This is a genomic window from Pseudomonas sp. FH1 (assembly GCF_000510895.2).
GTDB lineage: Bacteria > Pseudomonadota > Gammaproteobacteria > Pseudomonadales > Pseudomonadaceae > Aquipseudomonas > Aquipseudomonas azotoformans_A.
Map to the genome: position 1 here is coordinate 1 of NZ_AOHM01000018.1, position 23825 is coordinate 23825.

The 23825-nt window shown below is 55.2% G+C and carries 18 protein-coding genes and 2 pseudogenes; 12 read left to right on the forward strand and 8 right to left on the reverse strand.

Annotated features, from left to right (window positions below; genetic code table 11):
- Positions 1 to 421: DUF2797 domain-containing protein (locus tag H096_RS07090; RefSeq protein WP_033897450.1), on the forward strand; the 421-nt coding region annotated here is incomplete at its 5' end.
- Positions 422 to 434: 13 nt separating this feature from the next.
- On the forward strand, positions 435 to 3092 hold the full coding sequence (pepN, locus tag H096_RS07095; protein WP_033897451.1) for an aminopeptidase N: 2658 nt from the start codon (positions 435 to 437) through the stop codon (positions 3090 to 3092).
- Between the two features lie 53 nt (positions 3093 to 3145).
- Here the strand turns inward: pepN and H096_RS07100 are convergent, their stop codons facing one another.
- On the reverse strand, positions 3146 to 4192 hold the full coding sequence (locus H096_RS07100; RefSeq protein ID WP_033897452.1) for an aldo/keto reductase: 1047 nt from the start codon (positions 4190 to 4192) through the stop codon (positions 3146 to 3148).
- 159 nt (positions 4193 to 4351) lie between these two features.
- On the opposite strand from H096_RS07100, the gene H096_RS07105 reads away from it, so the two are divergent.
- The 4 genes from H096_RS07105 (at position 4352) to H096_RS07120 (ending at position 7241) form a co-directional block, all read left to right on the forward strand.
- A complete protein-coding gene (locus H096_RS07105) occupies positions 4352 to 5068 on the forward strand; it encodes a YafY family protein (RefSeq protein ID WP_033897453.1) in 717 nt (238 codons plus the stop codon).
- 52 nt (positions 5069 to 5120) lie between these two features.
- On the forward strand, positions 5121 to 5456 hold the full coding sequence (locus tag H096_RS07110; RefSeq protein WP_033897454.1) for a nuclear transport factor 2 family protein: 336 nt from the start codon (positions 5121 to 5123) through the stop codon (positions 5454 to 5456).
- A 15-nt stretch (positions 5457 to 5471) separates the two neighbouring features.
- On the forward strand, positions 5472 to 6575 hold the full coding sequence (gene zapE, locus H096_RS07115) for a cell division protein ZapE (protein ID WP_033897455.1): 1104 nt from the start codon (positions 5472 to 5474) through the stop codon (positions 6573 to 6575).
- Between the two features lie 174 nt (positions 6576 to 6749).
- On the forward strand, positions 6750 to 7241 hold the full coding sequence (locus H096_RS07120) for a GNAT family N-acetyltransferase (protein WP_033897456.1): 492 nt from the start codon (positions 6750 to 6752) through the stop codon (positions 7239 to 7241).
- A gap of 97 nt (positions 7242 to 7338) precedes the next feature.
- Here H096_RS07120 and H096_RS07125 read toward each other — a convergent pair whose 3' ends face one another.
- The 4 genes and pseudogenes from H096_RS07125 to H096_RS34215 all read right to left on the reverse strand — a co-directional run bounded on the left by H096_RS07125 (position 7339) and on the right by H096_RS34215 (position 12129).
- Positions 7339 to 7542, reverse strand: coding sequence for a hypothetical protein (locus tag H096_RS07125; RefSeq protein ID WP_033897457.1), 204 nt, complete (start codon positions 7540 to 7542; stop codon positions 7339 to 7341).
- 150 nt (positions 7543 to 7692) lie between these two features.
- Positions 7693 to 9917, reverse strand: a pseudogene (locus H096_RS07130) (TonB-dependent siderophore receptor).
- A 114-nt stretch (positions 9918 to 10031) separates the two neighbouring features.
- The gene (locus H096_RS07135; protein ID WP_033897458.1) at positions 10032 to 11789 is read right to left on the reverse strand and encodes a phosphoethanolamine transferase CptA; all 1758 of its coding nucleotides are present in this window, start codon (positions 11787 to 11789) and stop codon (positions 10032 to 10034) included.
- 160 nt (positions 11790 to 11949) lie between these two features.
- Complete coding sequence (locus tag H096_RS34215) at positions 11950 to 12129, reverse strand: DUF6026 family protein (protein WP_269133913.1); 180 nt, start codon at positions 12127 to 12129, stop codon at positions 11950 to 11952.
- Positions 12130 to 12398: 269 nt separating this feature from the next.
- On the opposite strand from H096_RS34215, the gene gnd reads away from it, so the two are divergent.
- From gnd to H096_RS07150, 3 genes are read left to right on the forward strand one after another with little or no spacing between them, the layout of a single operon-like run.
- Positions 12399 to 13382 carry a phosphogluconate dehydrogenase (NAD(+)-dependent, decarboxylating) gene (gene gnd, locus H096_RS07140; RefSeq protein WP_033897459.1) on the forward strand — a complete coding sequence of 328 codons (984 nt, stop codon included), beginning with the start codon at positions 12399 to 12401 and terminating at the stop codon, positions 13380 to 13382.
- The gene (gene zwf, locus H096_RS07145; RefSeq protein ID WP_033897460.1) at positions 13379 to 14902 is read left to right on the forward strand and encodes a glucose-6-phosphate dehydrogenase; all 1524 of its coding nucleotides are present in this window, start codon (positions 13379 to 13381) and stop codon (positions 14900 to 14902) included. The genes gnd and zwf overlap by 4 nt, the downstream gene beginning before the upstream one ends.
- The gene (locus H096_RS07150) at positions 14899 to 15723 is read left to right on the forward strand and encodes a Cof-type HAD-IIB family hydrolase (RefSeq protein WP_033897461.1); all 825 of its coding nucleotides are present in this window, start codon (positions 14899 to 14901) and stop codon (positions 15721 to 15723) included. Before zwf ends, H096_RS07150 begins: the two co-directional genes overlap by 4 nt.
- A 66-nt stretch (positions 15724 to 15789) precedes the next feature.
- Here H096_RS07150 and H096_RS07155 read toward each other — a convergent pair whose 3' ends face one another.
- A complete protein-coding gene (locus H096_RS07155; protein ID WP_033897462.1) occupies positions 15790 to 16050 on the reverse strand; it encodes a hypothetical protein in 261 nt (86 codons plus the stop codon).
- Between the two features lie 342 nt (positions 16051 to 16392).
- On the opposite strand from H096_RS07155, the gene H096_RS07160 reads away from it, so the two are divergent.
- The 3 genes from H096_RS07160 to H096_RS07170 all read left to right on the forward strand — a co-directional run bounded on the left by H096_RS07160 (position 16393) and on the right by H096_RS07170 (position 22113).
- Positions 16393 to 17718 (forward strand): sigma-54 dependent transcriptional regulator, encoded by a 1326-nt coding sequence (locus H096_RS07160; RefSeq protein ID WP_016979412.1) that lies wholly within the window; start codon positions 16393 to 16395, stop codon positions 17716 to 17718.
- Between the two features lie 479 nt (positions 17719 to 18197).
- Positions 18198 to 19013: a Hachiman antiphage defense system protein HamA gene (locus H096_RS07165; RefSeq protein ID WP_033897463.1), complete on the forward strand. Its 816-nt coding sequence runs from the start codon at positions 18198 to 18200 to the stop codon at positions 19011 to 19013.
- A complete protein-coding gene (locus tag H096_RS07170) occupies positions 19003 to 22113 on the forward strand; it encodes a DEAD/DEAH box helicase (protein WP_033897464.1) in 3111 nt (1036 codons plus the stop codon). Before H096_RS07165 ends, H096_RS07170 begins: the two co-directional genes overlap by 11 nt.
- Positions 22114 to 22122: 9 nt before the next feature.
- Here the strand turns inward: H096_RS07170 and H096_RS32970 are convergent, their stop codons facing one another.
- Positions 22123 to 22533 carry a hypothetical protein gene (locus H096_RS32970; protein WP_082461444.1) on the reverse strand — a complete coding sequence of 137 codons (411 nt, stop codon included), beginning with the start codon at positions 22531 to 22533 and terminating at the stop codon, positions 22123 to 22125.
- A 2-nt stretch (positions 22534 to 22535) separates the two neighbouring features.
- Positions 22536 to 23825: pseudogene (locus H096_RS34090) on the reverse strand (integrase); the annotation flags it as partial.

The following is a 23825-nucleotide window of genomic DNA, read 5'->3' on the forward strand; positions in this document are numbered from 1 at the left end:
CGCGAGCCAGGCGCTGCCGATCATGCGCGTGGCGACCCGCCAGCAGTCCGGTTTTGTCGAAGACCTGTTCCGCAGTCAAGTAGCCGATAAAACCAACTGGCGCGCGCTGCTCAAGGGCGACGCCCAAACCGTCGACCTCAAGCAGGTGCGTGATGAGCTATTCGCCTCCTGCGCCGAAGGCTTGCTCGATTTGCAGGAACGCTTTGGCCTGCAGGCCATCCAAGCGGTAACCGACATCGAACCGATCGAAATCCGCTACCCGGTCGAGCAGTATCCGGCCAAGATCGTCAGCTTCAACCTGGACAAGAACCCGATTGCCGAAGGCACGCTGCTGGGGATCAAAGGCCAATACCTGATCTTCGACACCGGCGTTATCAACATTCGTAAGTACACGGCCTACCAGCTCGCCGTGCATCAGTAGAAGGATGCCACCCATGCGCACCGAACAACCGAAGATGATCTACCTGAAGGACTATCAGGCGCCGGACTACCTGATCGAAGAGACGCACCTGACCTTCGAGTTGTTCGAGGACCACAGCCTGGTCCACGCGCAACTGGTGATGCGCCGCAACCCTGAGCGCGGCGCCGGTTTGCCGCCATTGGTGCTGGACGGCCAGCAGTTGGAGCTGTTGAGTGTCAACCTGGCCGATCAGGAACTGACGGCCGATGATTACCAACTGACCGACAGCCATCTGACGGTGCAGCCGAAGAGTGCGACTTTTACCCTGGACACCACGGTAAAAATCCACCCGGAAACCAACACCGCTCTGGAAGGCCTGTACAAGTCCGGCAGCATGTTCTGCACCCAGTGCGAGGCCGAAGGTTTCCGCAAGATCACTTATTACCTCGACCGCCCGGACGTGATGAGCATCTTCACCACCACGGTGATCGCCGAGCAACACCGCTACCCGATCCTGCTGTCCAACGGCAACCCGATTGCCAGCGGCCCCGGTGAAGATGGCCGCCACTGGGCGACCTGGGAGGACCCGTTCAAGAAGCCGGCGTACCTGTTTGCCCTGGTGGCGGGTGATTTGTGGTGTGTCGAAGACACCTTCACCACCATGACCAGCCGCGAAGTCGCGCTGCGCATCTACGTCGAGCCGGAAAACATCGACAAGTGCCAGCACGCCATGACCAGCCTGAAAAAATCCATGCGCTGGGACGAAGAAACCTACGGCCGCGAGTACGACCTCGACATCTTCATGATCGTGGCGGTAAACGACTTCAACATGGGCGCCATGGAAAACAAGGGCCTGAACATCTTCAACTCCAGCGCCGTGCTGGCCCGCGCCGAAACCGCTACCGACGCCGCGCACCAGCGGGTTGAGGCGATCGTCGCTCACGAATACTTCCACAACTGGTCGGGCAACCGCGTGACTTGCCGCGACTGGTTCCAGCTGTCGCTCAAGGAAGGCTTCACCGTTTACCGTGACTCGCAGTTCTCCGCCGACATGAACTCGGCCACGGTCAAGCGCATCCAGGACGTGGCGTACCTGCGTACCCACCAGTTTGCCGAAGACGCCGGCCCGATGGCCCACGCGGTGCGTCCGGACAGCTTTATCGAAATCTCCAACTTCTACACCCTGACTGTGTACGAAAAGGGCTCGGAAGTTGTGGGCATGATCAACACCTTGCTCGGTGCCGAAGGCTTCCGCAAAGGCAGCGACCTGTACTTCGAACGCCATGACGGCCAGGCCGTGACCTGTGATGATTTCATCAAGGCCATGGAAGACGCCAATGGCGCCGACCTGACCCAGTTCAAGCGCTGGTACAGCCAGGCCGGAACGCCGCGATTGGCGGTGAGCGAGTCCTACGACGCCACGGCAAAAACCTACAGCCTGACCTTCCGCCAGAGCTGCCCGGAAACCCCGGACAAAGTGGAAAAACTGCCGTTCGTGATCCCGGTAGAACTGGGCTTGCTGGACGGGAAGGGCGCCGGTATCGCCTTGCGCCTTGCCGGGGAAGCGGCGGCTGGCGCGACGTCCCGCGTGATTTCCGTGACTGCAGCCGAGCAGACCTTCATCTTCGTCGATATTCCAGAGCAGCCATTGCCTTCGCTGCTGCGCGGTTTCTCGGCGCCGGTGAAGCTGAGTTTCCCGTACAACCGCGATCAACTGATGTTCCTGATGCAGCACGACAGCGACGGCTTCAACCGCTGGGACGCTGGCCAGCAGTTGTCGGTGCAGGTATTGCAGGAGCTGATCGCCCAGCATCAGCAGGGCCAGGCCTTGCACATGGATCAGCGTTTGATCACCGCGCTACGCAGCGTGTTGAGCGACGAAAGCCTGGATCAAGCCATGGTTGCAGAGATGCTGTCGTTGCCGGGTGAAGCCTACCTGACCGAAATCAGCGAAGTAGCGGATGTGGATGCCATCCACGCCGCCCGTGAATTTGCCCGCAAGCAACTGGCGGACAACCTGCACGAAGCGTTGTGGCTGCGTTACCAGGCCAATCGCGAGCTGTCCAAGCAAACGCCGTATGTGGCCGCGGCCGAGCACTTTGCCCGTCGCGCCTTGCAGAACATTGCGTTGTCGTACCTGATGCTCAGTGGCAAGCCGGAAGTGTTGGCGGCGACCCTCGAACAGTTCGATACCGCCGACAACATGACCGAGCGCCTGACCGCGCTGGCGGTGCTGGTGAACTCGCCGTTCGAAGCGGAGAAGGCCCAGGCCCTGGCGGTGTTTGCCGAGAACTTCAAGGACAACCCGCTGGTCATGGACCAGTGGTTCAGCGTACAGGCCGGCAGCACCTTGCCGGGCGGGCTGGAGCGCGTGAAGGCATTGATGGAACATCCGGCGTTCACGCTGAAAAACCCGAACAAGGTGCGTGCACTGATTGGCGCGTTTGCCGGGCAGAACCTGATCAACTTCCATGCGGCGGACGGTTCGGGTTATCGCTTCCTGGCAGACCTGGTGATCGAGTTGAATGGCTTCAACCCGCAGATCGCGTCGCGCCAGTTGGCGCCGTTGACCCGCTGGCGCAAATACGACAGCGCGCGCCAGGCGCTGATGAAGGCGGAGCTGGAGCGCATTCGGGCGTCGGGTGAGCTGTCGAGCGATGTGTTTGAGGTGGTCAGCAAGAGCCTGGCTTAAGCGGGATCGCTGAATAAAAAAACGGCCTGTTCGACAGGCCGTTTTTTTTCGCCTCAGATAACGGGTGGGCGAGGAGTGTCCAGGCCGTGATCGATGGGGAAACGCTCGGCGATGATGCCGTGCGGTACACCCAGGGGTATAGCGCTGGCGTTGTCGAGACGGCTGACTTGCTCGCCTGACAGTTGCACAGTCAGCGCGCCCAAGGTGCTGTCCAGTTGGGCGCGAGTGCGTGAACCCAGGATCGGAATCAGTGCGGTGGTGGAGCGGCGCGCCTTTTCTCGCAGCCAGGCGATGGCAACGTGGGTCGGCGAAGCGTCCACTTCGGAGGCAACTGCCAGCAGGTTATCCAACACAGCGGTTTCACGGGCACTGTGTTCGGCGTGCACCAGGATCCCGAGTTTGTTGGCGCGGTTGTCGTCCTGGGTGTTGCGGTACTTGCCGGTCAGGAAGCCACCGCCGAGGGGCGACCACAGGGTGGCGGCCAGGCCCAGCGCTTCGGCCATCGGCAACAGTTCGCGGTCGGCAGTGCGCTCGACCAGGCTGTATTCCACCTGGATGCCGATGATTGGCGCGAAGTTGCGCACTTCGGCCAGCAGGTCGGCGCGGGCAATGCGCCAGGCCGGGAAGTTGGAAAGGCCGGCGTAGTGGATCTTGCCGGCACGGACGAGGTCATCGAGGCCGCGCAGGATCTCTTCCATGGGCGTGACGTTGTCGCTCATGTGCGCCCAGAGCAGGTCGATGCGGTCGGTGTTCAGGCGCTTGAGGCTTTCTTCCACTGAGCGGACCAGATTCTTGCGGTTATTGCCGAGCCTGATCGTGCCTTCATCGGACGGTTGGCTGCGTAGGGTGTATTTGCTGGCGACCACCAGGTTGTCGCGCTCGGAGGCGATGAATTCCCCCAGCAGTTTTTCCGACTGGCCGAACTGGTAGCCGTTGGCGGTATCCAGGAAATTGCCACCGGCTTCAAGGTAACCGTCGAAAATCTGCTTGGACTCATCACGCTCGGCACCATGTCCCCAGCCCGTGCCGAAATTGGCAGTGCCCAACGCCAGTTCAGATACCTGCAGACCGCTGCGGCGGCCAAAGACTTTATTGCGCATACAAGGACTCCTGAGGCGGTGATTTTCTTACATGTTTAGCAACATGTATTTAATATGATCGCTATAATTTATTCGGTCAAGGGCCTTTTTCACTGCTGACGTTTTCTGACAGGGGGCTCTGCTAAGCTGCGGCACTTTTGTTTTTTGGCGGGGCTTTCCGTGTCGCGTACCACTCGTCTACTGACTTTGCTCCAGGCTTTACGCGGTAAGAAACGCCCGGTGACGGCTGCCGTGCTGGCGGCGCAACTGGAGGTGTCCGAGCGCACGCTTTACCGTGATATCGCGGAATTAACGGCGCTGGGAGCGCCGATTTTCGGCGAGGCGGGGGTGGGCTATGTGTTGCGCAGCGGCTTGTTTCTGCCGCCATTGATGCTGAACGCCGAGGAAACCGAGGCCATCGTGCTTGGCTTGCGCTACGTGGATCAGCGTGGCGATGAGGTGCTTAGCCGCGCCGCCGCCAACGCCTTGGCAAAGATCGCCGATGTGCTCGACCCCGCCGCCCAGGAAGCCTTTCGCAACCCGACGGTGTTGCCCGGCCCGCCTGGGTTCGGTTACCCGGAGAACCGCGTGCCGCTGAATGTGTTTCGCGAGGCCATTCGCAATCAGGCCAAGCTGCATATCGATTACGCGGACGCCAGCCAAACCCAGAGCCAGCGCCTGATCTGGCCCCTGGCCCTGGGTTTCCTGAATGAAGTGCGGGTGATTGTGGCCTGGTGTGAGTTGCGCGGCGCGTATCGCACCTTTCGTACCGACCGCGTGGCGAGCGCGCAAGCCCATGGCGAGCGTTATCCGGGGCGGCGCAGTGACTGGCTGCGCGGCTGGCGCAAGCTGATGGAACAGAATGAGTCCGGGCCGTTTACTCCTGACAAAAACTGACACAACCCTGGCTTAGCATGGCATGACAAATCATCAAGAAAGGAGCTGTGCCATGTCTATTCCTGAGTTGGCACCGGCCATCGTGGCCTACCTCGAAGCCGCCAATGCCCGTGACACCTCGGCGGTCGCCCGCTGTTTTGCCGATGACGCCAATGTGTTCGACGAGGGGCAGCATCAAGTTGGCACTGCTGCCATCGCGCGCTGGATGGAAGACACCGCGCGCCGTTACCAGCCAAGGGTCGAAGTGCTCAAGGTGCAACACCGTACGGGCAAAGTATTGGTTAGCAACGTGGTGTCCGGCAATTTTCCCGGCAGCCCCTTGGAGCTGCGCTACACCTTTCGCTTGAACGAACAGGGCAAGATTTCGCGGCTGGATATTTCCCTGTAGGTCATACTGGCGGGCATGACTTTCGACTCGCCCCTCGCAGCCTACCAACACGCCATCGCTCAACAGGGCTTCGTGGCCGACGACGCCCAGCGCCGCGCGGTGGACGCACTGCAAACCTGCCATGAAGCCTTGCACCACGGCCGTACGCCGATCACAGGCGTTTACCTGTGGGGGCCGGTGGGCCGTGGCAAGACCTGGCTGATGGATCAGTTCTACCAAAGCCTGCGGGTGCCCGCGCGGCGCCAGCATTTTCACCACTTCATGGGCTGGGTGCATCAATGCCTGTTTCACCTGACCGGCACGCACGATCCTTTGCAGGCGCTTGCTCGGGAATTGAGCCGTGAGGTGCGGGTGCTGTGCTTTGACGAACTGTTCGTCAATGACATCGGTGACGCGATTATCCTGGGGCGCCTGTTTCAGGTGATGTTCGAGGAAGGCGTGGTGATGGTCTGCACCTCCAACCAACCGCCCGACCAGCTGTATGCTGATGGTTTTAACCGCGAACGGTTCTTGCCGGGAATTGCGGCCATACAACGGCACCTGCAGGTGGTTGCGGTGGATGGGGGAGAGGATCACCGGTTGCATCCGGGTGTGGGCCTTCAACGCTATTGGGTCAATCAGCCCGAGGCGCTGGCCAGCGTGTTCACGCAATTGGCCGAAGGCCAGCCAACCCGCAGCGGGCCGGTTGCTGTGGGGCATCGCTCCATCGTTGCGGTGCAATCGAGCGACACCGTGCTGTGGTGCCGTTATGCGGATCTGTGCGAGCAACCCTTGGCCGCCATGGATTTCATGCTGATCTGCGATCGTTTCAAGGCGATCCTGCTGGGCGAAGTGCCTAACCTTAGCGCGCAAAAACGACCTGGCCGGATCGCCCGTGGTACCGAAGATGGTGCGCAGCGAGTGGTCGCAGGTGATCGCGAATTGCCCGAGCTGTCGGTGCACGACGACAGCGTGCGGCGGTTTATCGCCTTGGTGGACGAGTGCTACGACCGTAAAGTACCGTTGTACATTGAGGCGCAGGTGCCGCTCGAACAGCTCTATACCGAGGGTTACCTGGAGTTTCCCTTCCGCCGCACCTTGAGCCGCCTGCAAGAAATGCAATTGCAGCGTTTTGCCTGAGGCCTGTGCGAAGAAACCCGTGGAGCGGGCAGTGCCGACCTTTTTAGGGCGATAACCTTGGCGTTTTCAAACGCCTATTTGTAGTTAATCTCCTTCAGTTAACGGCGCGTCCACGCTTACAATCATGCCTCTCAAAGGGAGCCGAATCCCTTGTTGCCGTTATCGAGGAAGGAAATGGACACCCCTGACATCCTGGTGCTGCAAGCCAGCTACACCAATGCCGTGCATGCCGAAGCCATCGCTTTGGTGCTCAACCATTACGCCGAAGATCCCATGGGGGGAGGGCACAGCCTGGACCCGGATTTGCTGGCGCAGTTGCCGGCAGAGTTGGCCAAGCGTGCGCACGCGTTCAGCGTATTGGCATTTGTGAACGGAGAGCCGGCCGGGCTGGTGAATTGTTTTGAAGGGTTCTCGACCTTCGCCTGCCGCCCATTGGTCAACGTGCACGATGTGGTGGTGATGGATCAATTTCGTGGCTTGGGCTTGAGTCAGAAAATGCTGCAAAAGGTCGAGGAAATCGCCCGTCAACGCGGCTGCTGCAAGATCACCCTGGAAGTGCTTGAAGGTAATGAAGTGGCGAAGTCGGCTTATCGCAAGTTCGGCTTTGATGGCGCCAAGTTTGATCCGGCTTATGGTGCAATGTTGTTTTGGAATAAGCCTTTATAAACTATTGGGTTAAACCCGAAATAAAAAAAGGCGCCACTGAGTGGCGCCAAATTAGCCCTTGTCAACGGAGCGGAATGACAAAGGTGTTAACGTTGCCTTAACTTTTTGGTTGCGCTGTATCATTCGCGTTTGGCTGCTTTACATCGCTGGAGGCTGTTTGTTCGGCTGTGCCGTTCGCCTTGTCCTGCATGAACTTGAAGTTGGCATAAAACTCTTTGGAGCGCTCTGCGCCGCCCTCGGCGAAGGCAGCAGCGGAGGTCAGGGTCATCAGGCCAGCAAGCATCAGAGTTGAGAGTTTCATCGTCGGTAGTCCCATAAGTGTGATCGGTGTCTGTTCTCTTAGATCAGACTCGTGGGGCCGATTATGTGCAGGGTCGATTAAGCGAAGCTTAACTGGATAGCGTCCAACCTTAACGATTTCGTTAAGGTTGGAGAGTGCGCGGAAAGTGTTTTAAAGCTTCCAATCCAGTGCAAGCGTTACAGTAGGCGGGTCGCCCCAATAAACGCCGTTATAAAAACCGACGCGTTCGTAATATTTTTTATCAAATAGATTGTTGACGTTGATCGACGCCGAAACCTGCTCGTCAAACTGGTAGCGCGACATCAGGTTGACCACGGTGTAGGCCTGTTGGGTGATTTTCGCGCGCTCGGTCACTAGCCTACTGCCCACGCGTTCCCCTGTAGGCCTGTTGCTGAATTCGTAGATATCGCTTTGCCAGTTGACCGCGCCGCCCACCGTCAGGTTGCGCCATGCCCCCGGCAACCGGTAGGCGCTGGAGACCTTCACCAGGTTGAGCGGTTGCCCGGTGTTGTTACGCTTGTCCGTGCCATTCACCGAGTGGGTGTAGGTGTAGCCTGCCGTCAGGTTCCAGTCCGGCATCACTTCGCCGGCAACCTCCAGTTCAAAGCCATTGACCTTATTCCCCTTGCCGCCGGATTTGTAGTACTCCTCGCCGGTGGTCGGATTTGGCGGTGCCGAATAATCCCGTTCGGCGACGTTGTCCTGTTTGCTCCAGAAATACGCGGCCGCGGCGTTCAAGCGCTCATTCAACAGACTCCCCTTGAGCCCGACCTCATAGTTGCTACCTACCACCGGTTCCAGGTATTTGTTGCTGACGTCCTTGAGGCTCTGCGGCTTGAAGATGTCGGTGTAGCTCGCGTAAACGGTGTATTCCGGCGTGATGTCGTAAAGCAAGCCAGCGTAGGGCGTCCACATATCGTTGTGGGTCTGGCGGGTCTTGTTGGCTCTGAGTAGCTCATCATTGTCATCGTACTCAGGCGCCGCGCTTTCCAGTTCCCAACTGCCATAGCGGCTTCCGAGTACCGCATGCAGGCGGTCGGTGAGGCTCAGGCGCGTAGCCAGGTAGCCGGCTTTCTGTTGCTTGCTGCTGTGCTCGCCCTTGAGACCAGTGACGGTGTCGCCGAACTTGCCGATCCCGCCCATGTATTTCCAGTCTTCGATCGTGTAGTAGCCGTCCGGAATGTTGCTGCGCATCACCGGGGACACGTCGCGTTGTGTCGCCTCGCCATACCCCATCATCAGTGCATGTTCGCGGCCCAACAGGGCGTAGCTGCCGGCGAGGTTGAGGTCGACCGCTTCCATTCTCGAGGTGCCGCGCATGTGGCTGGCCCAGGCGGTCATGCCGCTGCGGTCGTCATTGGGGAAACCCGCGCCGCCGTAGTACACCTTGCCATCTGTGTCGCTTTGGCGATGGGTATAGGCGGCTTTCAAATGCCAGTCACCGCCGAGCCGATGATCGAGGGTGGCGAAGGTGGTCTTGTCCGTCAGCGGCCAGGAGCTCCAGTGCGCCGCCATATTGGTGGAGCGGGACAGCCCGGCCTTGCCACCCTGGCTGTTCCAGTAGGGGACGGTGCCCCAGGAGGTGCCTTGGACCTGCTTGTTCTGGTAATCAAAGCCTACGGCCAGACCGTATCGTCTGAGAGGTCGCCTTCAAGGATGCCGTAGCCGACCGCCCGTTGCAGCCCGTAGTTGTCGCGAAAGGATTGGCTGTCCCGGTAGGCCAGTACCGTCCGCCCGCGCAGCTTGCCGTCAAATGCCAACGGACCGCCGACGTCCACGTAGCTGTAGTAGTTGTCATAGCTGCCGGCCTTGACCCCGGTTTGCGCCTGCCATTGGGCAGTCGGGCGTTTGCGCACCATATTGACCGTGGCGGAAGGGTCGCCGGCGCCGGTGGTCAAGCCCGTGGCGCCCCGCACCACTTCGATGTGGTCATAGATGATGGTGTCGGAATCGGACTTCATGTAGCCAAACGTGTTGAGCATCCCGTCAATCTGGAAGTTGCTGATGCCATAGCCACGGGACGAGTACGACACACGGTCGGAGTCGTTGTGCTGGACGTTGACCCCCGTGGTCTGGCGCAACACCTCGGTCAAGGTATTGAGATTGAAATCATCCATCTGCTGGCGCGTGATCACCGAGATAGATTGCGGGGTTTCCTTGACGGACAGGTTGAGGCGGGTGGCGGTACTCATCGAACCGGTGGTTTAGGCCCCGGTGTGTTCGGTGGTGGCGCCCAGGCCTTCGGCAGTGATGCTGGTGGCGCCCAGCTCCAGGGCTTTGTTTTCGGGGTCGGTTTCAGCCAACAGAGCAGGGCTGGTGGCCACACTGAAGAGGCCGAGGGTGAGGGTCATGGAACGGGTGAAAGGCGCGAACATCGCGGAAGACTCCTTGTCGTCTTTGCGGCCTTTCCGGTCGGAAAAGGCCATGGTTCAAAGACGAAAGGAGGGGAGGAACTTTAGGCTTAAACGAGAATGATTGTTATCTTTCTGTTACAGCGCCGGTTTTTCCTGAAGCACAACGTCGGTTGGATTGGCTTTTTTTGGCTTGATCAGGCTGAAGTCGATCAGTGGTTTCTGCTGACGCAGGTAGGGGTTGCCGATCATTTGTGGGCGGGCCGTGAAGCTGTCGCTCACCAGGCTTTTCGTGCGGTCCAGCTCTTTGAAGCTCAGCCCGGCAAGGTCTGCCCAGGTGTGAATCAACTGCGAACTGCTGTAGGGCCGCTGTAAATCACCGGCGAAGCTCCAGTCGTGGGTTTCCCGCCATTTTGGCGAGGCATACGCCATGAAGGGAATGGTGTACATCGGCGCCGTCGGCTTGGCTTCGTTACGCCCCAGGGTCGCGTGGCCCGCCGAGTCGAACACGTCTTCGCCGTGGTCCGACAGGTACAGCAGGAAGCCATTGGGGTCGGTCTTGGCGTAGTCCTTGATCAGGCTCGACACCACGAAGTCGTTATACAGCACCGCATTGTCGTAGCTGTTGTAAGTGGGCAGTTGATCGTCGGTCACGCCTGCCGGTACGCCCTGGCGGTCGGTGAATTTGTCGAAGGTCGGCGGGTAGCGGTATTGGTAGCTCATGTGGGTGCCCAGCAAGTGGACCACGATGAATTTACGTTCCGCAGGGTCCGCCAACGCCTTGGAAAACGGTGCCAGCACATCGCCGTCGTATTGACGGGCGTTCTGGTTGCGGTTGTTGTTCAGGTACACCTGTTCGTCGGCCTGTTCGGAAAAGGTCGTGAGCATGGTGTTGCGCTTGGTCATGGTCTGCTGGTTGGTGATCCAGTAGGTCTTGTAGCCTGCCTGTTTCATCACGCTGACAATCGACGGCGTCTTGAGGTACAGGTCCGGGTTTTCTTCGTCGGCGAAGGTCAGTACCTGTTGCAACGCCTCGATGGTGTAGGGGCGCGGGGTGATGACGTTGTCGAACACCGCCAGTTGGTCGCGCAGTTTGTCCAATTCCGGCGTGGTGTCGCGCGGGTAGCCGTAGAGGCTCATGCGCTGACGGTTGGTCGACTCACCGATGACCAGCACCAGGGTGGACGGCTGGCCGGCCATGGTGTCCTTCAGGTTGGTCAGCGGCGGAATCTGGCTGGCGCTGTCGAGCATGCCTTGCATGTTGTCCAACTGCTCGGTGTAGCGGCGGTAGGCGACGATCATCTGCCACGGCACGGCGGGCTCGATGCGCGATTCAAAGCGGTCGATGGCGTCGTCGAGGGTGTCGCTGCGGGCAATCTGCTTGACCAGCGGGTAACCCACGACGCCCACCAGGATGGCCGTCGCCGCTATCAGTGCCTGGCCGCGTGGCAGATAGACCGGTCGTACGCGTGTCCATAGGAAAATAGCCACGGCGGTGTGGGCAATGAACGCCAGTACGATCCACCAGGCGAAATACTGGGTTGCGTATTCGCCCGCTTCAGAGATGTTCGACTCGAACATGATGAAGATGACACTTTGGGAAAATTCCTGCTGGTAGATGAAGAAATAACCCAGGCTGGCCATGGAACAGGCCCACAGCACCACACCGATCAAGGCGGCAAGCAAGCGCGTACGACGGGGGAATACCAGCAGCGGCGCCAGCCAGATCGCGCTCATGAAGAAGGCCTGGCGGAAACCACTGAAGCCGGAGGTGCCACTGAGCTGAATCAGCAGTTGGGTAATACCCGAGAAGTACCAGAAAAACACGAATAGCCAGCCAAGGCCGGCCCAATCAAAGCCTTTCGCAGACTTCGTGCTGCGTTCGAACATCGCCATCCAGCGCTCCAACCCGATAATTTTTCAGTCGACACGCAGGGCTGCGCGCAACAGAGGCCACCCTTGCATGGGGTGGCCCTTCGGGCGGGAGTATCGGGAGAGGCGTGTGAAAACTTTGTGAGATTTTCGTAGGCGTAATCTTACAAAGCGATGACAGGGCTTAGCACAGCAGTGGCTGGGCGCCGGAAGGCTGGTCCAACTGGGCTTGGATGATGTGCGAGCGCAGGCGCAAGACTTCTTGCTGCAACTGTTCGCGTTCGTCTTTCAGCTGGCGCAACTCGTCGCGTCGAATGGTGACGTAGAGGGTCTGTGGCGGACGATTCATCTGTGCAGTGCTCATTGCTTACCTCGCAAATAGCCGGTGTGTCGCGGTGTGCCAGAACGCTTGAGTCGAGGTTCTCGGCAGCAGTCAGGACAATTCTGAATTCTTTTTCCGGGCAATGGAACTTTTTTATTTTTGATGGTCATGTGACTTTTTGTGTCGTGATGGTGAAATGGTGGCAGCTTTTTTCCATGAAACTACATCGATATCCGCCTGACTAACCCTCATTGGCCTCATTGCGCTATAAACTATGCACACATTTTTTTAGTAGTTAGGAGCATCAGCACATGCAACTGGGGATTATCGGACTAGGCCGCATGGGCGGGAATATTGCACGGCGCCTGATGCTCAATGGGCATACCACCGTTGTTTACGACCGTAACGAAGCCTTTGTAAAAGGCCTGAGCGAAGAGGGCGCCACCGGCGTTGCCGACCTCAAGGCACTGGTGGCCGGGCTGCAAAAGCCACGCACCGTTTGGGTGATGCTGCCTGCCGGCGCACCCACTGAAGACACCATCAATGAATTGAGCACGCTGTTGGAAGACGGTGACGCAATCATCGACGGCGGCAACACCAACTATAAGGACGACGTCCGCCGCGCCAAGGCGCTGGCGGAAAAAGGCCTGCACTATGTTGACGTCGGCACCTCCGGCGGCGTCTGGGGCCTGGAACGTGGCTACTGCATGATGATCGGTGGCGACGCCGAGACCGTGCAACGCCTCGATCCGATCTTCAACAGCCTGGCCCCAGGCCTCGGCAATATCCCGCGCACCAAAGACCGCAAAGACAGCGCTGACCCGCGCGCCGAGCAGGGCTACATCCATGCCGGCCCTGCGGGCTCCGGGCACTTCGTCAAGATGATCCACAACGGCATCGAGTACGGAATGATGCAGGCGTTTGCCGAAGGCTTTGACATCCTCAAGACCAAGAACTCGGAAAACCTGCCGGAAGACCAGCGCTTCGACCTGAACGTGGCTGACATCGCTGAAGTCTGGCGCCGTGGCAGCGTGGTCTCGTCCTGGCTGCTGGACCTGACCGCCGACGCCCTGGCCACCGACCCGAAACTCGACGGTTACTCCGGCTCCGTGGCCGACAGTGGCGAAGGCCGCTGGACCATCGAAGCCGCCATGGAACAAGCCGTGCCGGTGCCGGTGCTGTCCACTTCGTTGTTCGCACGTTTCCGTTCGCGTCAGCAAAGCACTTACGGTGACAAAATGCTGTCTGCCATGCGCTTCGGCTTTGGCGGCCACGTGGAGACTTCCAAAAAATGACCGCCAACGGCAAGAAACCCAAGGCCGAACCTGCTCCGCCCACCACACTGTTTCTGTTTGGTGCCCATGGTGATCTTGTCAAGCGCCTGCTCATGCCGGCGCTGTACAACCTCAGCCGCGATGGGCTGCTGGGCGATGGCCTGCGAATCGTTGGCGTTGATCACAACGCCATCAGCGACGCCGATTTCGCCAAGAAACTCGAAGACTTCATTCGCACCGAAGCGGCGAGCAAGGTCAGGGGTAATGGCGAAAACGCCCTGGACCCTGAGCTGTGGGCGCAACTGGCCAAGGGCATCAGCTACGTCGAGGGTGATTTCCTCGACGACAGCACCTACGCCGACATCGGCAAGAAGATCGCTGACAGCGGCACCGGCAACGCGGTGTTCTACCTGGCCACCGCACCGCGCTTCTTCAGTGACGTGGTGCAGCGCCTGGGCAGTGCCGGCTTGCTGACGGAAACTGACGACAGCTTCCGTCGCGTGGTGATCGAGAAGCCCTTCGGCTCCGACCTGGCCACCGCCGAAGCACTGAACGCCAGCCTGCTCAAGGTGATGAGCGAGAAGCAGATCTATCGCATCGACCATTACCTGGGCAAGGAAACGGTGCAGAACATCCTGATCAGCCGCTTCTCCAACGTGCTGTTCGAAGCGTTCTGGAACAACCATTACATCGACCACGTGCAAATCACCGCTGCCGAAACCGTCGGCGTTGAAACCCGTGGCAACTTCTTCGAGAAGACCGGCACCCTGCGCGACATGGTGCCCAACCACCTCTTCCAGTTGCTGGCGATGGTGGCCATGGAACCGCCCGCGGCCTTTGGCGCCGACGCCGTGCGCGGTGAAAAGGCCAAGGTGATCGGCGCGGTACGTCCTTGGTCGCTGGAAGATGCACGGGCCAACTCGGTACGCGGTCAGTACACCGCCGGAGAGATTGGCGGCAAACAACTGCCGGGTTACCGCGAAGAAGCCAACGTTGCCCCGGATAGCAGCACCGAGACGTTTGTCGCCCTCAAGGTGATGATCGACAACTGGCGTTGGGTCGGCGTGCCGTTTTACCTGCGCACCGGCAAACGCATGAGTGTGCGTGACACCGAGATCGTCATCTGCTTCAAGCCTGCCCCTTACGCGCAATTTCGCGATACCGAAGTGGATGAGCTAAAGCCCACCTACCTGAAAATCCAGATCCAGCCCAATGAAGGCATGTGGTTCGACCTGCTGGCGAAAAAGCCTGGGCCGACCCTGGAAATGGCCAACATCCAGCTGGGCTTTGACTATAAGGACTTCTTCGAAATGCAGCCGTCGACCGGGTACGAAACCCTGATCTACGACTGCATGACCGGCGACCAGACCTTGTTCCAGCGCGCGGACAACATCGAGAACGGCTGGCGTGCGGTGCAGCCATTTCTCGATGCGTGGAAGGAAGACGACGGGATCCAGGCCTATAAGGCTGGTGAAGACGGCCCGGCCGCCGCCGATGCACTGCTGGCCCGTGATGGTCGCACCTGGCATAGCCTCGGATGAGTGATGCCGCGATCCATCCCATCCGTTTTATCCTGAGTGACGTGGACGGCACCTTGCTGCATCCCGATCACAGTCTCAGCCAACGCACCGCCGACGCGGTGCGGGCCTTGCGTGACAGCGGGGTGTTTTTCAGCCTGGCCAGCGGGCGTCCGCCCAAGGCCATGCTGCACCTGATCGAAACCTTCGGCATCGATGTGCCGGTGGCTGGTTTTAATGGCGGCACGTTGATCAACCCGGATGGCAGCATCCTGGTTGCCCACCATCTGCCGGCGGAGGCGGCGCGGGTGACCCTGGCGCTGTTCTCGGCTGAGCCGGACGTGGAAGTCTGGGTGTTTGCCGATGGCGACTGGCTGCGCCGCGACCCGCCAGGGCCGATGGTGCAGCGCGAGGCCGATGGCCTGGGCTACGGGCCGATTGTGGTAGAGAGTTTTGAGCCTTACCTGGACCGAGTGGATAAAATCGTCGCGGCCAGCAACAACACGCAATTGCTGGTGGAACTGGAGGCGCAGTTGCAGCCCAAGGTGCAAGGGTTGGCTCAGGTGTCGCGTTCACAGCCGGTGTACCTGGATATGACGGCGATGCTGGCTAACAAGGGCGAGGCCTTGAAAACGCTGGCTGCACACCTTGGCGTCCCGATGGAACAGACGGCAGCTATAGGTGATGGCGGCAATGATCCGGCAATGTTTCACGTAGCCGGCTTGTCGATTGCCATGGGCCAGGCTGAAGAAACCGTCAAGCGCCAGGCCAGCGTTGTAACCGGTAGTAATATCGAGGACGGTGCCGCAGAGGCCATTGAACGGTTTATTCTGGCCGCTCAGTAAGCGTCACACGCTCTAACACCGAACTTGCGCTTATCTAAACCGATAAGCGCAAGTTGCCGTGTTGGACTACTTCGGCATTGCCCAGGATTGCAACTGATAGCCACTTTTATCCAGTTCGGCCCGGGCCTGCAACAGCAGGTCTTCCAGTTGTGCCGGGTCGGTATAAGCGCTCGAAGACAGTTGTTTGCTGCCGATACGGTTGTTGGTGCGGTCGATGACGCTCAGGCTGAGGGCGCCATTGCCGTCATGCCAGGCCACGCACTGAAAGGGCTGGAAGGCACGGTCTGCGATCAAAAGAGCTTCGTTGATGCGGAGCGGGGCGTTCATGTGGGGTTCTCTCTCATTGCCCATTCAAGTGAGTGCCGGCGGTTGGGCTGACCGTGCGGCGGGTTACTTGTACTGATGCACGATGGCGGGGTACGGGTCACATGTTAGAGCAACTATTTTCAACGTTTAGTGATTAACGTCATGTAAGCGGCTGTTTTGAAAGCTGAATGAAAGTTTCGGTGTGGCCTGGAGTTTTTGCCCAGATAAGCGGAAGTAGCTTTTTGCCGGGGCTTATAGCGAAACGGTACAAGGTCAGCGTCAAGACCTTGCTAGTGTTAGCGCCAGGCGTTACAAACCGTTGTTTCTAAATAACTTTAACAATTTTGACGCCAAGGAATAGTCATGGTTGTTACACCTGTGCAGCGTCGCTTGCTCGTGGTCGACCCCTGTGACGACTGCCATGGGCTATTGCCCGGTTTGCGCACCGCCGGGTGGGAAGTGGACAGCTGTACCCTGGAGGCCGTGGGCGACCGGTCCTGCGATGTCGGCCTGCTGCGCCTGCAGCCCTATCACCTGGAGCGTCCGGAAGCGGTCAAGGAGCTGATCGGCCGCAGCGGCACCGAGTGGATCGCCGTACTCAGTCAAGACGTGTTGCGCCTGCAGAACGTCGGTGACTTCGTTTGTGAGTGGTTTTTCGATTTCCATACCTTGCCGTTCGATGTGGCCCGCGTGCAGGTTACGCTAGGGCGTGCCTTTGGCATGGCACGTCTGCGAGGCAAGGGCCATATGCCAGTGGACGAACCTGAGCATGAGTTGCTGGGTGACAGTCGACCGATCCGCGAACTGCGCAAGTTATTGTCCAAGCTTGCACCCACCGAATCTCCGGTGCTGATCCGTGGCGACAGCGGCACCGGTAAAGAGCTGGTGGCCAAGACCCTGCATCGCCAGTCCCAGCGCCACGCCAAGCCGTTTGTGGCGATCAACTGCGGGGCGATTCCTGAACATTTGATCCAATCCGAATTGTTCGGTCATGAGAAGGGCGCGTTTACCGGCGCCCATCAGCGCAAGGTCGGGCGTATCGAAGCGGCCAACGGTGGCACGTTGTTCCTCGATGAAATCGGTGATTTACCGATGGAGTTGCAGGCCAACCTGCTGCGGTTTCTGCAGGAAAAACAGATTGAGCGCGTCGGCGGCAGCCAGCCGATTCCCGTAGATGTGCGGGTATTGGCGGCTACTCACGTCGACCTGGAGGCAGCGGTAGAGAAGGGCACCTTTCGCGAAGATCTGTACTACCGCCTCAATGTCCTGCAAGTGGTCACGGCGCCGTTGCGTGATCGCCATGGCGACGTCGCGATGCTGGCCAATCACTTTTCACGGTTCTACAGCCAGGAGACCGGCCGCCGCCCGCGCAGCTTCAGCGACGATGCGCTGGTGGCAATGGGTGAACACGCCTGGCCGGGTAACGTCCGCGAACTGGCCAACCGAGTCCGGCGCGGCCTGGTACTGGCCGAAGGGCGCCAGATCGAAGCCGTTGATCTGGGATTACACGGCCAACAGGCAATTTCGCCGCCTATGGCTACACTGGAAGACTATAAGCACCGCGCCGAACGTCAGGCGCTGTGCGACGTGCTCAACCGGCACAGCGATAACCTGAGTGTGGCAGCCCGTGTACTGGGGGTTTCCCGACCCACGTTCTACCGGTTGCTGCACAAACACCAGATCCGCTAGGGCGGGTAAACCGAAAAGCCCCGCAACGACCCTTATCGTTGCGGGGCTTTTCCTTGTGTGAGGGTTAAAAATCAAAATAATACCAAGTAGACATGTATTGTATCGTAATTACTTATAGAATCAATACTATAGAGAGAAAACGAATCAAAAATGTAAGCTAAAACGTAAAAAACCATCTATCCAATCCATTAATTTTTTACATTTTGGTAGTCATCGAGGCTCGGTACTCTCCCATCAGCGCTTGTACCAAAAACTAGAGGGTACGACGTTGAAAAACGGCGTGTGAGGTAGAGCGATCTAGAGTTTCTGACACTAAGGCACCTGCAGAATGCGTACGTTGGGTAAGGAAAATGCGATTAGCCTTGCCAGTAATTGTGGATAAAAGCGGTTAGGCGCGAGAGGATAGATATAGTTAGCCATTCCGTTGTGGGGCTTGGACTTTTGGCCTCCTACGTCTCTTGGAACACAGGATGTGAAGCATGTCGTTTACTGTAGAGCATGTGCAGTGGCTAGAAGACACAGGGGAGCGTGTCGTGTCCGTATGCGGAAAGTCGATACCAATTTTTAAGCTATCCCATGACGCTTCCAACGAAAAAATAATGTCTGCATGGGCTCGTTATTTTAGAAACCATTATTGTTCTGATGAGCAAATTGAATACATAAAAAATCCATCGAAGACAAACTCTGAATATTTGTTGACTGAAAAATTCCCGCACGAACAAAATCCTCCCGGGCCCAGCATTCGGGCAGGTGATTTCGCTGAAATTCTAGTTGCGGATTACCTCGAATTTGTTAGGTTCTATAAAGTTCCCCGTACTCGGTATGAGCGGAAAATTATTGCTAATGAATCTTCAAAAGGATCAGACGTAATAGCGTTTAGAAAAGAGCCTGGGGTTATAAGTGCCACGGATGAATTATTAATTTTCGAAGTTAAAGCAAAGGCCAGTGAGAACAGCAAAAATAACGTGCTTCAAACCGCAATTGATGACTCTGTGAAAGATGAGATGCGAATTGCAGAGTCTCTGAATGCTATGAAGCAAAGACTACTGGATAAGTATGATTTGGATGGCGTTCAGTTAGTGGATAGATTTCAACGCGAACCAGATCATCCTTTTAAACGTATTTACGGTGCTGCGGCTGTGGTTACAGAGACCTCATTTAATTCAGTGATAATTTCGGGATCTACTACAGCCAAGCATCCTAAAGCGCAAGAGCTAGAATTGATTGTTATTCGCTCCGTACAATTAATGCCTTTAGTTCATGCTCTGTATAAGAGGGCAGCAGATGAAGCTTGAAACTAACTCGAAGATTTTGCTAGATATAACTCGCGCAAAGTCTAAGTTGTACGAATTTGGGATTGAGGAAGAATACCATCTTCCATTGACAGATAACCCAAAGAAACTGTTGGTTTTTACTATCGGTATTCTAGGCGAGCTAGCTGCTTTGGAGGCTCGGCCAGCGGATATGAGAAACGGGTATCGTGCTGAGCTGAAAGAGCAGTTGGTTTTGGTTGGTCAATATTTCGATGCTCTTAGCACTTCGAGACTTACTCCGGACATAGATGCATATCTAAAAATGCTTGGGTCGGCTTCGTACTATCTCGCGGATATGCCAGGCAGCTCATTGGTTTTAGCTAAAATGCTTTCAGATCAACCTGAACAGTTAAGTGAGGGATATCTTGAGAGTTTTCTTATATGGCTTTTAAAGGCCGACGTCGCCAGCGTTTGGTATTATCTTGAGGGGGCACCGTTCAATGGTGAGCTATTCGAGGTGTTAACAATTTACAAAAAGTTTTGGGCCCAAGGTGCCCAGTTTCGAGATGTTGAAATAGTGGCAAAAAAACTTCGTGATAAGGTTTATGAGTCTGGATCTGATAGAGAGCTTCTTTTAATCGATACAATAGTCTCAGTGATGCTGCGCAGAATTTCTAACTCATCAATAATATGTCTTCCAAAGTATACAGGTCTTCCATCAGAAATTTGGGGTGCAGCGTTAAATGGTGCTCTATTCGTAAAAGAGTTTTGGCCAGCACAGAGACTTCTCGGTGAACGAGGGGTGCTTCGTGGCATATCTGCTGTAGTACAAATGCCTACGAGTGCGGGTAAAACTAAATCAGCAGAACTGATAATTCGCAGCTCATTTTTGTCAGGTCGGTCGAAACTGGCAGTGGTGATTGCGCCATTCCGGGCTTTATGCCGAGAAATATCCCAAAATTTTGAGCGCGCTTTTGAGGGTGATTCTATTAGCGTGAATGAGTTGAGAGATGTAACCAACGTTGATGAAGCTGAGGATAGTTTTCTGAAATTCCTCTTAGGCGATTCTTTCAAAGGTGGAAAGGAATATACTGTTCTTGTTTCAACGCCCGAAAAGATGGTTTACCTGTTGCGTCATGAACCCATGCTTTCATCTAAGATTGGGCTGCTGATTTTCGATGAAGGGCATCAATTTGACAGTGGGAACCGAGGAGTTACCTATGAATTGTTGATTGCATCCCTTAAGGCTACCGTGCAATACGACGCTCAGAAGGTTCTCATATCCGCTGTGATGGCCAATGCGGAAACTATTGGGGAATGGTTGAATGGCGAGCGAGGGATAAGCATTCAAGGAAGCAAATGGTTGCCTTCGCTCAAAAGCGTTGCTTTCTTTAGTTGGCGTACTGAAATGGGGCAGTTGAGTTACCTCAGTCTGGACAGTTTTAATGATAGCGGATTGTACGTTCCTCGCATTGTGCAGCAGATTAATCTCGGTAAGAGAGGTAGGGAACGAAGTGATAGATTGTTTCCAGACAAGTCTAAGCCTCAAACGATATCAACCTATCTGGGATTGAAGTTGTCTGCTCAAGGTCCAGTTGCGCTTTTTTGCGGCGATAAAAGATCTATTACTAGTATTAGCAAAATGTTGATTGAGTATTATTCTAGGGGGCTTAATTTACCTGCGCCTCGATTGTCCTCTGATGGCGAAGAATTGGATAAAATAGCTTTTCTTGCAACACTACACTTTGGGAGTGATCATGTGCTTCCTAAAGCTATTTCCATGGGGTTGCTGCCACATAGTGCAAACATACCTAATGGAATAAGAATCGCAGTAGAGTGGGCCATGGTGAATGATAAGGGAAGTTTCGTAGTTTGTACCTCTACTTTGGCTCAGGGCGTGAATCTGCCAATTAAGTACCTTATTGTATCCAGTACGATGCAAGGTGGGAAAAAGATATCGACACGAGATTTTCAGAACCTAATTGGCCGAGCTGGACGGTCTGGCTACCATACTGAAGGAAGCATTATCTTTGCAGACCCGAAACTATATGATGAGCGATTTACGAGGGATGGGAGATTTCGCTGGGCGGAAGCGCTTGAATTGCTTGACTTCAATAATGCTGAAGACTGTTTGAGCAGCTTGAAAGAGCTTATTAAGCCATTTAGTGCTGCTTATGCAACTGATCATTTAATGGCGTTTTTATCGAATCCAGCCCAGCATAGGATGGATTGGGTGAATTGGGCAGCGCAATCAGGTAACGATATAAGTATTTTGCTGGACGAGATGGATGACAAGCAACAAATTATTAATTCCATCGAAAGCTACTTTCTTTCTGTTTTGAAGGATGATCCGAAACTTCTTAAAGAAGATGGAGTGATCAGTCTTTTACATCAAACACTGGCTTTTCACCTGGCTAATATTACAGAGCGATTGGCTCTGGAAAATATTTTCAAGTTGTTATCTGAGCGACTTTTTAGACTAGAAGAGTATAAGTTTAGCTATTACGGTAAGACATTGTTGGGGTTGGATCAGCTTCAGTATATTGATTCATGGGTCGATTCGGCTTCATTCGAATTGGGCTTGGCAGAGACGTCAAATGACCTGCTAGATCTTTCGTGGGGTTTAATACAGTTATTTGCTAGGCGTAAGATTGTCATGAATATACAACCTCCAGAGTTGGTTATTGAGCTGTCGAAGTTATGGATGGCGGGAAATAGCTATCACGAGCTTCTTGCGCATGCTAGGAGCAGTGGAGGTAGTTGTCAGGCAAAAACAAAAATATTAAATATCACACTAGACCACATAATGGACCTTACAGCGTCGCTTGCATACGACGGAATGCTCATAGTGGGCGGGGTCGCAGATATATTAGAGGGGCGTGGGTTTGACGAGGACCGCGTAAGGCTGATGCGTTCACTTCAGAATATGCTAAAGCTTGGAATGTCTTCGGAGTTTCAAATGTGGTTGTACAGTAAAGGTTTTACGGATAGAGAGGTGTGCCGCCTTCTACATAAAAAAATAGAAGATGCCGGAATCATTCCCGACATCTTGGATTTTAATATTCTTAAAAATAATCACGAATTAGTGTCAGAGGTCTTGTCAATACTCCCTACAGTTTTTTCGGATGTGATTATAAAGTGACTTCTTATGTTAATGTTCTTCTGAGGAGTCGCGATCAATTATAGGGAGCGCGGCGTCAAGTTTTTCCTTTGGAATGCCATGTTTGTAAGCGTTGTATTGCCATTTGATAAAGCGAAGTAATAGCTCTGCGTTTTCAGTTTTTAACCGATAGTTTTCGTTTTCAAGACGACTGATACGTTGCTCTGCAATACTTAAGCTCGGCGGCCTTTTCGATGATGTGAAGCCGGATTTTATTTGAGTTTTTTTGTGGCCGAACGCATTCTTTACCAGGCTATGAGAGTTAAGAGTTTGACGGGTTGGACGCGTGCCTATAAGTGAGGCTGTCGCTTCGCAAAGCGCGTCCCAGGTCAATTTTCCTTCCCAGGTGTCAATCAAGGTTACTACAGTTTTAATATCGTTACTTGTGAGGTGTTTAGCCACGGTCAGAATTCCATAAGCAAGCGTATTTCATCGAGATCCACCAGCTCAGTCGATGGTGGCTGAATGACAAATTCAATATTTCTCGTACGAGCAGCAATTTCTCGTTTCAATGGGCTGAATTCATTATCGATATTCAACTTTATTATCGAACCATCAGGCGTGCCTGATCGTTCCAGAATGTGAATAAGCTGCTCAACTCTTTCTAGCGTCACCCTTTGATGTTGGCTCCAGCGATCGGCACCGTAAACGTCTCCTTCACAAGCATGTTGTGCCTTTTTGAGTTGCAGGAGAATGCCGCTACGCTGCCTCTTCAGGCGCTCTAGTTTCTTTACATCACCCTTAATGCAGACCTGTTCAGAACAGTTTAAGCAATCGCGATTTTTTTGGCATGGCAACATCGAAAAGTCATGCACGCAGAAACCATATTCAGTAACGTGGGCAATACCTTCTCCTACTGCCTCAAGGTCAGCGAAAGTTACAGGGGCATTTATTTTGATTTTATCGAGTGTACTACCCACTCCAATTTGACGAGCCTGTTCGATGCATTCGTCATCGGTCATGTGGTTATAAGTGAGATTTTGATGAATATTTGCCCGCCCTGACCATCGAGCGATATCTAGCTGCCCCAAACTACCACGCTGTGCTGCGGTGTTTAGGAAGTGGCGTACCTGATGTGAGTTCATCTCAATTGCTGAGTTATCCGGATTCCGATACCCGTGACGTACCCAAATGGATCGGGATGATTGATTTCCTCGCAAACAAGCTCTTACTGTACCAGTGGATGGAGCCCATACCAAAACGGGACTCGTTACATAGTCCTCTCGAAGCTGATGAAACCCAAAGCAGAAAAGCGCATCCGAAAACTTTATGTGGCGGTCCTTGTTTTTCCAAGGCCAAGATTTTGGTAGTTGACTATGACAATAAGTGTTCAAGAAGGACAGTGTTAAAGGTTCGTTATTGGTGCGGAGTTCAGAATATGGTTTATAGTTTTTGAAGTATTGTTTTAGGCTGTCGTTCGCATTCTTTTTTAGTGAAAGACCAAGAGCTTCGCAGGCTTGCAGGCTCGCCAAAGTATCATGTTCACCGACATCTGGACAGGAGGCGTGACGATAAAATTTATCTGGATTTTTCTCGTACCACTTTGCAAGTTTACGACCTTCCGCAGAAAGCTCAGTCAGGCGCTGCACTGCCTTGATCGCAACTTCTTTAAAGTCAGTAGGGATGTACTTAATATCAGAGCCGTACCTGTTGGCGCTGATTGAAAACTGACCCACCCTGCCGATTGAAAATTG